The 14,051-nt window shown below is 45.2% G+C and carries 8 protein-coding genes; 3 read left to right on the forward strand and 5 right to left on the reverse strand.

The features are described 5' to 3' along the window. Positions 1–19: 19 nt before the first annotated feature. Entirely contained in the window at positions 20–568 is a 549-nt protein-coding gene (locus ACFGVR_RS11030) for a dihydrofolate reductase family protein (protein ID WP_448702878.1), read from the forward strand. A 73-nt stretch (positions 569–641) separates the two neighbouring features. Here the strand turns inward: ACFGVR_RS11030 and ACFGVR_RS11035 are convergent, their stop codons facing one another. Continuing rightward, entirely contained in the window at positions 642–1,670 is a 1,029-nt protein-coding gene (locus tag ACFGVR_RS11035) for a LacI family DNA-binding transcriptional regulator (RefSeq protein ID WP_448702879.1), read from the reverse strand. A 236-nt stretch (positions 1,671–1,906) separates the two neighbouring features. Here ACFGVR_RS11035 and ACFGVR_RS11040 point away from each other — a divergent pair, with 236 nt between their 5' ends. After that, positions 1,907–3,481 carry a GH39 family glycosyl hydrolase gene (locus tag ACFGVR_RS11040; protein WP_448702880.1) on the forward strand — a complete coding sequence of 525 codons (1,575 nt, stop codon included), beginning with the start codon at positions 1,907–1,909 and terminating at the stop codon, positions 3,479–3,481. A gap of 173 nt (positions 3,482–3,654) precedes the next feature. Continuing rightward, the gene (uxuA, locus tag ACFGVR_RS11045) at positions 3,655–4,848 is read left to right on the forward strand and encodes a mannonate dehydratase (RefSeq protein WP_448702881.1); all 1,194 of its coding nucleotides are present in this window, start codon (positions 3,655–3,657) and stop codon (positions 4,846–4,848) included. Between the two features lie 134 nt (positions 4,849–4,982). Here the strand turns inward: uxuA and ACFGVR_RS11050 are convergent, their stop codons facing one another. The 4 genes from ACFGVR_RS11050 to ACFGVR_RS11065 all read right to left on the reverse strand — a co-directional run bounded on the left by ACFGVR_RS11050 (position 4,983) and on the right by ACFGVR_RS11065 (position 13,651). After that, positions 4,983–6,605 (reverse strand): GH35 family beta-galactosidase, encoded by a 1,623-nt coding sequence (locus ACFGVR_RS11050; RefSeq protein ID WP_448702882.1) that lies wholly within the window; start codon positions 6,603–6,605, stop codon positions 4,983–4,985. Between the two features lie 137 nt (positions 6,606–6,742). Then, positions 6,743–8,368, reverse strand: a complete 1,626-nt coding sequence (locus tag ACFGVR_RS11055) for an endo-1,4-beta-xylanase (RefSeq protein ID WP_448702883.1) — start codon at positions 8,366–8,368, stop codon at positions 6,743–6,745. Positions 8,369–8,497: 129 nt separating this feature from the next. Beyond that, positions 8,498–10,468, reverse strand: a complete 1,971-nt coding sequence (locus ACFGVR_RS11060) for a RagB/SusD family nutrient uptake outer membrane protein (protein WP_448702884.1) — start codon at positions 10,466–10,468, stop codon at positions 8,498–8,500. Positions 10,469–10,486: 18 nt separating this feature from the next. Next, complete coding sequence (locus ACFGVR_RS11065; protein WP_448702885.1) at positions 10,487–13,651, reverse strand: SusC/RagA family TonB-linked outer membrane protein; 3,165 nt, start codon at positions 13,649–13,651, stop codon at positions 10,487–10,489. Positions 13,652–14,051: the final 400 nt, after the last annotated feature.

Here is a 14,051-nt window from a genome sequence, read left to right on the forward strand (position 1 = left end):
TTTGCTTAAAATTAATAGCATGAGAAAATTGATCATAACAGAATGGCTGTCATTAGATGGTATATTCGATGCCAGTTCCATGGATAAATGGTGGTTGCCATTTGATAGCCCAAGCCGTCAAAAATACATTCAAAACACAATTAACAATTGTGAAATAATGTTATACGGCCGCAACACCTACCAAATGCTTTATCCCTACTGGTCCTCCTTTGATCATAATGAACAAGGAGTTGCAGACCAATTGAACAATTGCAAAAAATATGTCGTATCCTCCGGGTTGAGAACAGCGGCCTGGAAAAACACCACGATCATCAATAAAGGGTTTACCGAAGCCGTCAAAAACATAAAAACTGAAGAAGGTGGTTATATCCTGGTACAAGGCAGCGGTTCATTGGTAAAACCTTTGCTGGAAGCAGGTCTGGTTGATGAGCTGAGGTTGCTCATTAACCCGGCTATCATCGGTGAGGGCGAACGGCTTTTCCCGGAAGGAATAGCTTCAGGCATCGAGCTAACCAATGTACAACAATTTGAAAAAAGTGTAGTGCTTTTAACTTACCGCCCCAAGTGAAGTGATATCCGAAAGTGTATGGCCTATCAGTTTGGTTTTGGATCTGGTAAATAAGACAAGTAATCAGGTAAAATCACCCTCTCACCGACGATCCCCTCACCAACAACTCATGCCGCAAAATCAAACTATGCGTCAATTGCAAATTATCGTTATTGGTTAAATGGCCTATCAGTATCTTGGCGGCAACTTCGCCCATTTCATAACCTTTGTAGTTAACGGTGGTGAGGTTGGGCTCCACAATGCTTGCTGCCGGGTCGTTGTTAAATCCGGCAAAAGCCACCTGCTCCGGTATCTTGATACCCGCGTTTTTGAGCACCAGCATACAGTTAATGGCGCATACATCGTTAGCTGCAAAAACAGCATCGGGCATGTGCTCCATTTTTAGTATCTGCTCACCGGCTTCATACCCGGCTTGGGCGCTCAGGTCGTTAATAATCAGCAGGTCATCATAAACCGGCAGGTTACTGTCTTCCAGCGCTTTTTTATAGCCATTGTAACGTTCGGCATATACGTTGCGCAGGCCGGGGGCGCCAATATGGGCAATGCGGGTGCAACCCTGGTCAATCAGGTGGCGGGTAATATCGTAAGCAGCCTTAAAGTTATCGATATGGATATTGGGGCAAACCTGGTGCTCGTAAATCCGGTCGAAAAATATAACGGGAATATTGCGGCTGATAAAGTTTTCGAGGTGATCAATATTATCGGTATCATAAGCCAGCGATATCAGCAAACCATCAACCCGGTTGTTATACATGGTTTTGGTATTGCTTATCTCTTTCTTCATCGTCTCTAACGATTGGCTGATGATCAGGTTGTAATTGGCTTCGTTGGCCACTTTTTCCATCCCAGCTATCACGTCAGACATAAAGCTACTGTTTAGCCGCGGTACCACAACGCCAATGGTATTGCTGCGTTTGGTGCGCAGGTTGCTGGCAAAAGCATTTGAGCTATAACCCATGGTGCGGGCGGCTTCAACTATCTTTTTTTTAGTTTTGGCATTTACACCGGGCATATCGTTCAAACTCCGGCTAACGGTAGCCGCCGATAGATTAAGCTTTGCAGCTATATCGTAAATGGTGATCTCTTTTGCAGGCTTGTGCATACCAAATATTAAAGGCGGGTATCAAAATCGATTACAAATATCGTTCATTAATCTCATATTAAATGTAAACTTATTTTACTAAATAAGCAATTTAGCACAATGTTTTTTTTGTAACCGATTGCAATTATTTAAAATTTGTACTTAATTTCACAGGCAATAAAAAGGCTCATCTAAAAGTACTTTCTTTTTTTTAGTTTTTTTGTATTTGTAACCAAATAGTAACATTGCAACCAATAATGAGGCCCGTCAAACTACTCAGCCGTTTTTTTACTGTGCTGATGCTTAGCATCGGTACCGCGGCCCATGCGCAAAACACGCGCACCATCACCGTTGATGCCAAACAGGTTAATGGCGCATTTAACCGCAGCTACAATTTTTGCGTTGGGGCAGGCAGGGCCAACGAGGGGTTGCGCGCCGACTGGCAGCGGCAGCTGCGCATGGCTAAAGCCGAACTGGGTTTCAGGTATATCCGTTTCCATGGGTTGTTAACCGATGATATGGGCGTTTACCGCGAAGATAAGAACGGTAACCCCGGCTATAACTTTCAGTATATTGATGAGCTGTTTGATTTTTTGCTGAGCATCGATATGAAGCCCTTTGTCGAACTGGGTTTTATGCCCAACGCGCTTGCAAGCGGCAATAAAACCATTTTCTGGTGGAAGGGTAATATCACACCGCCAAAAGATTACCAAAAGTGGGATGCGCTGATCACCAAATTAGTGCAGCATTTTACTGAACGTTACGGCGAGTCCGAAGTTAAAAGCTGGTATTTTGAAGTGTGGAACGAACCCAACCTGAAGGGCTTTTTTTTTAGCGGCAACCAGCAGGATTATTTTAAACTTTACCGCGAAACAGCCAACACTATTAAAGCGGTATCGAAAAGCTACCGCGTTGGCGGCCCTGCAACTGCCGGCAACGCCTGGGTCCCCGAAATGATCAGCTTTTGTACTGACAACAAAGTACCGATCGATTTCATCAGCACCCATACCTACGGCGTTAAGGAGGGCTTTTTGGATCAAACCGGCGAGGTTGGCGTAATTGTCAGTCAGGATAAAAATGCCGTTTCCGGCGATATGATCCGCGTAAAGCAGCAGATCAAAAACTCGGCCATGCCCAACCTCGAGCTGCATTATACCGAGTGGAGTTCATCATACACACCCACCGATCCTATACACGACAGTTACCACGAAGCGGCTTATATTTTAGATAAGATCAAAAAAGCATCCGGATATGTAAACTCCCTCTCGTACTGGACGTTTACCGATATTTTTGAAGAGAATGGCCCGCGGTTTACGCCTTTTCACGGCGGGTTTGGGTTGCTCAATTACCAGGATATCAAAAAGCCGTCGTACTATGCTTTTAAATACCTCAACCAGTTAGGCAATATTGCGCTAAAAAGCAACGATTCAAGCGCGATAGCCTGTAAAGATGCCCGTGGTAACATACAGCTTTTGCTGTGGAACTTTCGCATCACGCACCCCGGCGACTCGGTTAACGACCAGGTATTTTACAAACGTGATCTGCCCGCCCAAAAACTGCCGGATGTAAAGATCAGCATTAAAAATATGGCGCCAGGCACTTATAAAATGTATCTGCATAAAACCGGTTACCATGCTAACGATGCCTATTCCACATATTTTGCTATGGGTTCGCCGCTGCAGTTAAGCAAACAGCAGGTGTCCCAAATTAAACAGGCCAATAATGATAAACCGGAGCTGATCACCGTTAAGGTTACAGCAAACGGTATTTTTGAAAAACAATTACCCATGCGCCAAAACGACGTGTATTTGGTGGAGTTGAAGAAGGAATAAAACGAATTAAAAAATTCCCCTCTTGAGAGGGGGCGCGTTGGGCAGTGCGGCTGCAGGGGTGTGTTTATGCGATTTTTTCGATAGTAAATAACAAACGAAAATAAAAGAATAAAAAAACTGTCATCTCTCCTTGGGTCGAAATGACAACAAAACAAAGATTATAACATAACAACATGATACCCAATTTAGAACAAACATTCCGCTGGTTTGGCCCTAATGATCCGGTTACTTTGGCCGCCATTACGCAAACCGGCGCTACCGGTATAGTTACCGCTTTGCACCATATTCCTTGTGGGGATGTATGGACGATGGACGAGATCAATGAACGTAAAAGCGTGATCGAAAAAGCAGGCCTCACATGGTCGGTAGTTGAAAGCGTCAACATCCACGAAAGTATTAAAACCGCCGCGCCCGAGCGCGATCAGTACATTGCCAACTACATTGCCACGCTAAAAAATCTGGCGCAGGCCGGCATTAAAACAGTATGCTATAACTTTATGCCCGTGCTTGATTGGACACGCACCAACCTTGATTTTCGCCTGCCCAACAATGCTTCGGCCTTGCGTTACCATGCCCCGGCCGTAGCTGCCTTCGACCTGTATATCTTACAACGTCCCGAAGCTTTTAACGAGTTTACAGTTGAGCAGCAGCAAGCCGCTAAAGCTTATCTGGATAGCATCAGCGAAAGCGAAAAAACCTATCTAACCAACACTATTATGGCCGGCCTGCCCGGCACCGACGAGGTATTTACCATTGCCGAGTTTAAAGAACATTTAAAAAAATATGCCCAAACCGATGCCAAAGCCTTAAAAGCTAACCTGGCGTACTTTTTAAAAGGCATTATCCCAACTGCCGAAGAGCTGGGTATTAAAATGTGCATCCACCCCGACGATCCGCCGTTCCCGATACTGGGCCTGCCACGCGTGGTTTGTAACGAAGAAGATCTGCTGGATGTGGTTAACTCGTGCCCTTCGCCATCAAACGGTATTACTTTTTGCACCGGCTCGTTGGGGGCTAATCCTAAAAACGATTTGCCGGCTATGGTGAGCCGGTTAGGGCAGCATATTCATTTTTTACATCTGCGCAACGTACAGCGCGAACCCGATGGCAGTTTTTACGAAGCCGATCATCTAAGCGGCAGCACCGATATGTACGCCGTAATGAAAGCTGTGGTAATTGAGCAAAAACGCCGCGCCTATGTTGGCATACAAGAGCCGGCTATACCCATGCGCCCCGATCACGGCCATAAAATACTCGATGATGTAAATTACAATACCTACCCGGGTTACTCGGTTATCGGCAGGCTAAAGGGCCTGGCCGAACTGCGCGGACTGGAGCTGGGTATTAAAAGGACATTGTTTGAGTAATAATTAAAACTCCCGAAAATGTCATTGCGAGCGATAGCGCGGCAATCGCACGGAGGCAAGTGTTCGCCCTGCTAAGCCGCTCTGTAAAGCAAGCGATTGCTTCGTCCCTCGCAATGACATATTTTATAGAATCTTTAATACGTATACAACCTCACATGCTGTATACTATACTCGTTAACCGGTATGCGCACATGCCTGCCCTGGTGGTCCTGGTCGCCGTTCATGCGCCTTTGTGGTACCCATTGCCCGTTTATAAAAGAGCCTTCGTCTACGCTTAGCAAACCGGCTTCGCCTTTGGCAGCAGGTTTAAACGTAATTACGGCCCCGGTTCCGGCAATATAGTATTCGCCCGGCGCAACGCAGATTACCATAACACCGGTTTGCGGCCAGGTTTCGTTTTTTGAGCCCGGCGACCAACCCAACTTGTATTCGTGACTTACGGATAGCTCATAATTGCCTAAAGTCGCGTTTTGAACGGGGTTGTCCTTATCCAGCAAAAAGCCTCTGGTCTGGCCTTTCGGCTGATAGTTGACGATCAAAGGCGTAACCTGGTTAATGATCGCGTAAGCTTTGCCAATAGGTTCGTTCTCAGGTTTGGTTGTTGATTCGATAGAGAACGGCGAGAACGACAGGCAATTATATTCGCCAAAAGCAAAAAAGGCTTTCGCATCCACACCGGCCTCAAAACGAATTTCGGGTATCAGCAGCGGGTTGGCATTGCGGGTATACAGATCGCACCAATGCTTAAAATCAGGATTGTAAAAATCAGGTGCTAATACATCGATAACCGGTGCGCCGGCTTTCCATACATCGGTTACCTGCGGCAACGGCCCGGCGCTTGGGTATTCGCCGGGCTTTTTACCGGGAGCGTTGAGGGCGGCGTTAAGGTACATGGGCAAATTATAAACCCTTTTACCGGCAAGCGCAATCTCGTTAACATAACACGAAAAATACCAGGCCATAAAAAGTTCGTCGGTAGCCAGGCTTTTGCCGAAAATGTCTTCCCAATTACCGGCGGTTTTATAACCGTTACTGGCCCAGATATCTTTGGTTTCAGGCAGCAAAATGTTTTTATGCAGGCTAAGGTAATTGAGTAGTTGGGCGGGTACAGGTTGTGCAAATGCAGCGTTGGCACCTGCATCATAATCACGGGCATCGGGCAGCATGCCTATCTCGTTTTCCACCTGGATCATGATCACCGTACGCTGCTTACTATCAAAAGCCTTAACATGCTGCATCAGCTTAACAAATGCCCGCTTATCTGCTTCGAGATTATTTTTGCTGAAAGGCGTTAGTATCTCATGTTTAATGCCTTTTTGGTCCTCAATCCGCGGAAACCTTGCTGCATCCGTTTTAACCCAGGCAGGCGCATAGCACGACATGCTGTTTTTCCAGCTCCCAAACCAAAGCAATACCAGTTTGATGTTGTTCTTCCGGGCATCGGTGATCAGGCCATCAAGTACGGTAAAATCAAATTTGCCTTCTATGGGTTCCATCAGTTCCCAGTAAACCGGCGCATAAATGGTGTTGATGTTCATTTTTTTCAGCTTCGGCCAGATGGGTTTCATATAAGCCATGCTCGATGCGCTTGAATTACCCAGTTCGCCGCCTAAAACGAGATAAGGTTTGTTATCAACTAAAAGTTGAATAGAGTTGCCGTTCTTTACCAGTTGCGGTATATTACTACCAGTTTGCTGTGCCGCAAGGTTTAACACAATTAAGAAGATCAGCCCGCAGGCTAAAACAAGTTTTTTCATTTGGCAGAAAAATGTTACTGGTATTAGGTATTGCTAAGATAAGCTTTGATCGGGAAATGTTATTGAACAAAACACCAAAGCCGGCCAAACGGCCGGCCTTGATGATCCCCTAACACTAACTAAACTTTTTTAATATACTATTGGCCTTTTAACGAAAGCAGTACACTGTAATAGGCTGGTTTTTTGGCATAGCCTGCATTAAACAATAATGGAAAATCGGGTGCCGAAGCCGAATTTAACCAGCTATCCGTATCGGCCACGCCCCAAATGGTAATGCCATACTGCTGCGCCTTAGGCACGTTTTTTTGGTACGAGTCTATCACATATTTGTACAGCGTAGCCTGCGATGTTAATGCGGTTGAACTGGCAGTAAAACCTGCGGCTTTACCCGAGTTAAGGGCAATGTCGAGCTCGCTTATCCTTACTTTTAAACCGGTGGCAGCCAATTTGATAAATGCATTGTCAATACCTGTGGTGGTAGTATTGAGGTTAATGTGCATTTGCGTGCCTATACCATCTATCTTAGCACCCTTACCCTGCAGTTCTTTTACATAAGCGATCAGCGAATCGAGCTTGGTGTTACTATATTCAAGATTATAATCGTTTATAAACAATAAGGCATTCGGGTCGGCAGCTTTGGCGTATTGAAATGCCTTCAAGCCAAAGTTTCGGCCAAGATAATCGGCCCAGAAAAAGAAACCGTTACCTGCCGGTGTGTTGGCGCTGGTGCGCAGGTTACCGCCATTATCACTAATGGCTTCATTTACAACATCCCATGCTTTGATCTTTCCGGCGTAATGCGTTACAATACCGGTTATTTCGCGCTTCAGGGCGGTATCTACATTAGCCGCTATCTGGGCTGCAGGTAGTGTGGTGGTAGTGTTGGCAACCACGGTAATATTATCAATGTTGTAGGTACCCGCGGTTGTAAAGTTAAGCCTTACCTGCGGGGCTGTTTCGGCCGAGTTTAACGTAATGGTCCATGAGTATTTTGTCCAGGTGGCTGTGGTTGTAAAGGTATTATCACCATCATACTGTGTACCCTGCATCACTGCTTTAACCGCGCCTGCGCCCTTAATGTACATGCTCACGGTGTATGATGAACCGCCGGTTCCGGTAAAAGCATCATTTACAGCCTGTATGCTATAGCTGTTTGGTCCGGGGGTAGTAACTACTACTTTAAGCGATTGTGCACCATCCTGCGCAGTAGTGTTATCAACCGAAAACGTTGCCGCGGCGCCACCTGTGCTGCTTACCTGGGTAAACCAGTTGGTGCTTATACCGCTTTCAAAACTGCCGTTACTGATCAGGTTGGTAGTAGAGGCGGTTGTGCCCGATTTAAGTGTATTGAGGTAGTTGGTGTTTTGCTGCGAGTACCAGCATAGCGTATGCCCATACACCTGTAAACCGGAATTGGTACACAGGTTGTAAAAGTTATCGGCAGTGGTAAAATTTAGCGAACCATCGTTTTGTACTACCGATGCATTTTTTAACTCATTGCCAAAGGTTACCCACCCAGCCTCTCTTTTAATGGTATTTAAATAGCTTGAGTTTGTTGAAGCCAGGTTGTAAGTGGCCGCTATACCGATATTTAAGGTAGTTGAGCCTTTAAGCGTGCCCGTTGTATCGGTTGTAACGGGAGTTCCGCCGTTATTGTTATTGCCATCTCCGCCTGAGCTACCCGGGTCGCTTTTTTTGCAAGCTGCCAGTAGCGATATAGCTGCGAATGCCGTTATACCGATCTTTTTTACAATGTTTCTCATAAATGTTGTTTTTTAATAGTAGACTTTGGTACCCGGTTCAAGTTGGTGATGTGGTATTAGTTATCAGGTAAACAAAACAAGAGGCTTTATGGCCTCTTGTTTTGAATGTAAATTATCTTGGTATTTTCATTAATAACCGTTGTTTTGCGGATATGCAGGTCCGGATAACACAGCGTTGATCAGCCCTTGCGGTATAGGCCAGCGCGTGTGATATGGCTGGATATTAGGTCCGCCGGTTACGTTATACATTTGGTTGCGCCTAACCAGTTGCTGCGTGCGTACCAGGTCATACCAGCGGCGCGGATCGCCATAAAACTCGCGCGAATACTCTTCCAGTATCAGGTCCATCCCACACAGGGTGCCGGTACTTGTAGTATTGTTAGGTATGGCCAATTGAGCCAGTTGGGCACCTGTTAAAGCCATAGCGGTAGCATTAGCAGCGTTAACGGCAGTCATATTTGCCGTGGTTACGTGAGGTGCACTGGCAGCAACAGATGCTGCATCGGCAACTGTACGGTATGCTGCCCTCTGGCGGATAACGTTTAGCGATGTTGCCGCGGCCGCGGTATTACCCAGCATATAATTGGCTTCGGCATTCATCAGGTAAACTTCCGAAAAGCGCATCAAAGTGATCGGACGGCTTGAAAAATCAAGAATACCTGTACGTTTAGGGTCGTCAAACTTTTTAACAGTAGGGAAAATAGTGCTGTTAAATTGTTTTGGGGTAACTATCAATCCTTTAAAGGCATCGCGGCGTGCCAGGGTAACATCAGCGCTTGGCATCAATATAGCGGTATCACCGTCTATAGGTGTAATATATCCGTTTTGACCCGGCGAAGCGCCACCACCCGGCTGACCAGATGAAGTACAGATGAGTTTACCTTTTGGCGTAACACGGTCACTTTGCAGTCCGGCAGTTACATTAGGGTTGGTACATATCCAATAAGTTTGGAAGGTAGCATCATAGCGGGTATCATGTAATTGATCGGCAAATGCTACATCCATAGTGTACGGTTTATTAGGCGCTAAACGAATGTATGGGCGGCCGTTAAATACATCGCGTACCATACCTGCGCTGCCTCCCATTTTTTGTGGTACTGCATCAATACCGGCAACATTATCCACACCCGGGCCCACATAGTTAAAACGGGCCAAAACATACAGCAGGTTGATACCATAACCGCCTGATGATTGCTGGGTATAGTTAGAATACAATGGATCTGTTATACCGTAATCAATAGCGAACATGTTTTCTTTACCATAATCGTTGGCTGGTTTGTGTACATCAAAATAATCCTGCCAAAGGTCAAGCCCATAGGTGGCCTTATTAGCAATGAGCGCTGCGGTTAGATCGGCAGCTTTTTGAAAATCGGTTGGTTGTTTAGCTTCGGTATAGCCCCTGGTGAGGTATGCTTTTGCCAGGTACGCATTGGCAGTAGCGGCTGTAGCGCTTTTGCCTATGCCGGCAGCCGAAAACGGATTTGAAGCGGTAATGGTATTAGGTAATCCCGCTGCGGCATCTGTAAAATCCTGGATAATGGCATTGTAAATATCACTCAATTGTGCAGGGGCATCAGCTGAAACTGCCTGGGTGTTAAAGGTAAGATGCAGCGGGATGCCACTTTTTTGAGTAGCAGTTAAGCCTCCGTAGGTTTGCACCAGCCAGAAGTATAAAAAGCCCCTTAAAAACTTGGCCTGGGCCACATACTGGGTACGCGCGTTATTATCGGTAATTGCCGATGCGTATTGTAAAACGCCATTAAGGGTATTAATGTCAACAAATAAGCCGGTAATATCCGGGCCGTTTGATGACGTGATATTTTTGAATGAATTATAATAAACCGGGTTAGTACCGGCGCTGCCACCTGGTATATTCTCGTCGGTACCATCGAAAAAATAAACAATACCTTCGCCCGAAAAAGCTCCCCTTAGGTCTTGATACACGCCGGTAACCCCAGCTTGCACACCACCGGCTGTACTAAAGTAATCAGGATACAGACCAGCGCGCGGCTGCTCTACCAGTTGCTTTTTACAGCCCGTGGCTGCTGTTAATACCGCTGCCACAGCGATAATAAAATTGTTTTTAGTTAATATTTTCATATCTCTGTATGTCTTAAATTAAAACTTTGCATTAATGCCTATAATAAAGTCGCGTGTTATTTCGCCGGCGCTAATACCTGCTCCGCGGAAAAATATACCGCCATTGCCTGAATTTGCACCTGCAATATTACCGGTTGCTGAAGGGTCGGCAGGGTTAGTAACTGCTTGCCCATTGGTGTTATAGCTGTAAGTTGATTCTGCATCTGGCACCGAGAAACTTTGGTTACGGATAGGAGCATAGATAAATAATGGATTGGTTACGTTTGCATATATCCGCAATCCGCTCATACCCACCTTTTTCAATAGATTTACAGGGAAGTTATAGCCAAGGTTGATACTTTTTACCCGGATAAACGAACCATCATAATATTGCAGTGTTGAATAATACGGCACCGGAGCATATGAGTTAGGCTCAGGGAAAGCATTGGTTGCATTGTTTGGCGTCCAATAGTCGATCACCGGCTGGTTATGGCGGCCCTGGTTAAGGTACTGCCAGCCATTGTTGGCCGAGTTAGACGACGATACATAAGGAGCAATGGTAGTAAAGCCCATGCGGCCCTGGATTACAAAGCTCAGGTCGATATTTTTATAGCTCACACGGTTTGTCATACCAAACGTGTAGTTAGGATTAAAATGACCAATGATCTGATTGTCATTAAAGTCGATCTTCCCGTCGTTATTAAGATCCTGAACTTTGATTGAGCCCGGCTTTTGACCGTATACTGCTGCCTGTGCAGCTTCGCTGGTTTGCCAGATGCCTAATTTTTTCACATCGTAAATAACGTTAAGCGGCTGGCCCACAAATTCGCCCAGGCTGGGCGCAGCAGTTGCGCCATTAGGCAAGGCAACGACCTTTTCGCGGCTGAAAGCGATATTAAAATCGGTTGACCAGTTAATGCCATGAGCGTTTTGTATATTGATGCTGCTCAGGCTAATTTCAAGGCCTTTATCTACAGAGGTTCCAAGGTTGGTAACCGGCGGGTTACGGGCGCCGGTTGTTAGCGGTAAAATGTTTTGTAAAATAATACCCGAAGTGGTGGTTTTGTAAACCTCTACCGAACCGGTAAGGCGGCCCTTTAATACAGCAAAATCTAAGGCCAGGTTATACTCTGCTGATCGTTGCCAGGTTAGACTTGGGTTAACCAGGTTGGTAACTATCACACCTTGTGCATCACCTGCAGATGAGCTGCCAAATTGATATTTAACAGCAGTTAGCTGGCCTAAAGTGGCATACGGTTGTACAGTAGTAATGGTTGAGGTTTCACCATAGCCGCCGCGTAGTTTCAGGTTATCAATAAAGTTAAATTTCTTCATAAAACTTTCATTACTGATCACCCAGCCTAAGCCGATCGACGGATAGGTGGTAGTTTGGTTCCCTTGTGCCAGTGCCGAGTTGGAATCCGAACGGATGGTTGCTGTAATATCGTACTTGCTGTTATAAGCATAGTTTAAACGGCCTACCCATGATAGAATGCTTTGTTCGCTGTAAAATCCGCCAACATTGCTGATGCTTTGAGCCAGACCCAGGTTGGAGTTTTTATTAGCATCTGAGGGTATACCGGTACCGCTGATATTTGAATTTTCGGTATGCGCCAACTCATTGGTAAAACCGGCTACAAGGTTTACGCTATGCTTTCCTGCAAACACATTATCGTAGGTTAACAAATGTTCCTGGTTTATACGGTACGAGTAATTGTTTACTGTACTGGCGCTGGTTTTAGCAATAGTTGTCAAATCGGCGTTGTTGATACCATTATACGTGCCTTGCAGCGATTGCGCATAGTTGTAGTTTACCGTGTAACGATATTTTAAGTGTTTTACAGGAGCTACCTCGCCATACAATATGTCGTTGGTAACAAAGCCGCGTGTATAGTTATAATACTGGTTTGGCATGCTACCCGGAAGCAACGGATTCACAAAAGTAGCATCCAACTGATCTGACTGCGGTAGCGGATTGATGGTTCCGTCGGCATTGTAAGGATAAGTTAAAGGGCTTATATACTCTGCCTGTTGCAGTTGGCCCGCTCCCCCGCTATTGATCATGCGCAAACTGGTTACGGTAACTAAACCAAACTTGATATAATCATTTATTTTATGATCTAATGAGGCATTTAATGATATACGCCTTACATAATTATCATTGCGCTCAACAGTATTGTTGGTACGATAACCCACACCTATGTTAAATTGTGTTTTTTCGGTACCGCCGGTAACTCTCAGGTTTTGGTCCCAGGTAAAGGCGTTGCGTAATAATAATGATGGATAATCAGAGCTTACTCCTTCAGCAAGTGCCTTTTTTTCAATCGTAGTTAAAGCATAATTATTAACTGTTTGGCCGTTTTGCAATAGGGCCCCCTGGGTAGCATCGGTTATCAACTGTGCAAACTCGGTGCCGTTAAGTAGTTTTACAGGCGTTACCGGCTTGTTGATGGCCAAATAGCTATCATATGAGGTTTGCGTTTGCCCAACGCGGCCACGGTTAGTGGTTATTAATAATACACCACCCGAACCGCGTGAACCATAGATGGCAGTTGCCGAAGCACCTTTTAATATGTCAACGCTTTTAATGTCGTTAGGGTCGATGTTTTCGATCGAGTTGTAGTAAGGTTGTCCGTCTAAAATGATCAGCGGACCGTCAACTCCAGGGCTGCCGCCTATGTTACGGCTACCACGAATGGTAATTATCGGGCCGTTGGGGCTGTTTACCACATCAAGACCGGCTACCCGGCCTTTAAGCTGCTCAAAAACGTTTGATGCAGGTATCTCTTGCAGTACTTTTGCATCAACCGTTGCTACGGTACCGGTAACATCCTGTCTTTTTAATGTACCGTAACCTACCACAACTACTTCGTTAAGGCTGTTTGCTCCATTCGCCATTACGATCTTTAAATTATTGCTTTTTGAAGTAATGGCTATTTCCTGCGTGGTGTAACCAATAAAGGATACCACCAGCGCTGTTGCATTTGCCGGCACTTTAATAGAAAAGTGGCCATTGATATCGGTAGCAACACCACCGGTAGTTGCCCCTTTTACTTTAACATTGGCGCCTATTATGGGGTCGCCTTGCTGATCTGATACAGTACCTCCAATCGTCGACTGGGCGTATGTGCTCAGCGAAAGCAAACTGCTACACATGAAAACGAGCAGCACTTGCCAGCATTTTAAAAGTTTAATTTTTCTCATAATCGATTCATTTAATGTTTGATAGTGGGTTCTTTAGTTGGTTGATTTGTTTTACCGTAACTGCGCTGCAATTACTAACTGAAAGAACTATTGAGTGTAAGCCCTTCAATAGTTAAGGATAGGAACCTGGTAGATTTTTTGAATAGAAGTTTCTCCATACAACACAGTTGATTTTAATAATGGTTAATTAATTGGTTTAATAAAAAACTTCCTGGCCGTGTATCGGGTTTCTGTCAGCAAATTCTCTTAGCGCAGATTGGCTTAACTAACTCCGGTGGTGAACAAGAAGGTGTAATTGGTTATAACTTGGAATAAAAGTAGAAACAAATTTTTAAAAATAACAATCGATTGCAAAAATATTTTTAATTGGTGGATAAAATGTAATTTTGACGTTTTTAAA

The sequence above is a fragment of the Mucilaginibacter aureus genome, assembly GCF_053514885.1.

Bases quoted from the DNA above. Each gene is read 5' to 3' on its own strand.
- ACFGVR_RS11065 (WP_448702885.1), bottom strand. From the start codon at position 13,651: ATGAGAAAAATTAAACTTTTAAAATGCTGGCAAGTGCTGCTCGTTTTC.
- ACFGVR_RS11050 (WP_448702882.1), bottom strand. From the start codon at position 6,605: ATGAAAAAACTTGTTTTAGCCTGCGGGCTGATCTTCTTAATTGTGTTA.
- ACFGVR_RS11055 (WP_448702883.1), bottom strand. From the start codon at position 8,368: ATGAGAAACATTGTAAAAAAGATCGGTATAACGGCATTCGCAGCTATA.
- uxuA (WP_448702881.1), top strand. From the start codon at position 3,655: ATGATACCCAATTTAGAACAAACATTCCGCTGGTTTGGCCCTAATGAT.
- ACFGVR_RS11060 (WP_448702884.1), bottom strand. From the start codon at position 10,468: ATGAAAATATTAACTAAAAACAATTTTATTATCGCTGTGGCAGCGGTA.
- ACFGVR_RS11035 (WP_448702879.1), bottom strand. From the start codon at position 1,670: ATGCACAAGCCTGCAAAAGAGATCACCATTTACGATATAGCTGCAAAG.
- ACFGVR_RS11030 (WP_448702878.1), top strand. From the start codon at position 20: ATGAGAAAATTGATCATAACAGAATGGCTGTCATTAGATGGTATATTC.
- ACFGVR_RS11040 (WP_448702880.1), top strand. From the start codon at position 1,907: ATGAGGCCCGTCAAACTACTCAGCCGTTTTTTTACTGTGCTGATGCTT.